This window comes from Duganella sp. FT27W (assembly GCF_009295655.1).
GTDB lineage: Bacteria > Pseudomonadota > Gammaproteobacteria > Burkholderiales > Burkholderiaceae_D > Rugamonas > Rugamonas zoogloeoides.
The window spans coordinates 1-254 of the sequence record NZ_WHIV01000046.1 but is presented as its reverse complement, the minus strand read 5'-3'; the positions used below and the strand labels follow the sequence as shown (position 1 = coordinate 254).

1 rRNA gene is annotated in these 254 nt (G+C 52.0%); it reads right to left on the bottom strand.

Going from position 1 to position 254, the window contains the following annotated elements:
• Nucleotides 1-254 (bottom strand): 16S ribosomal RNA (locus F8197_RS29535); the annotation flags it as partial.

Here is a 254-nt window from a genome sequence, read left to right as displayed (position 1 = left end):
CTGCGCACGCTTTACGCCCAGTAATTCCGATTAACGCTTGCACCCTACGTATTACCGCGGCTGCTGGCACGTAGTTAGCCGGTGCTTATTCTTCAGGTACCGTCATTAGATCTCTGTATTAGAAAAATCCGTTTCTTCCCTGACAAAAGAGCTTTACAACCCGAAGGCCTTCTTCACTCACGCGGCATTGCTGGATCAGGCTTGCGCCCATTGTCCAAAATTCCCCACTGCTGCCTCCCGTAGGAGTCTGGACC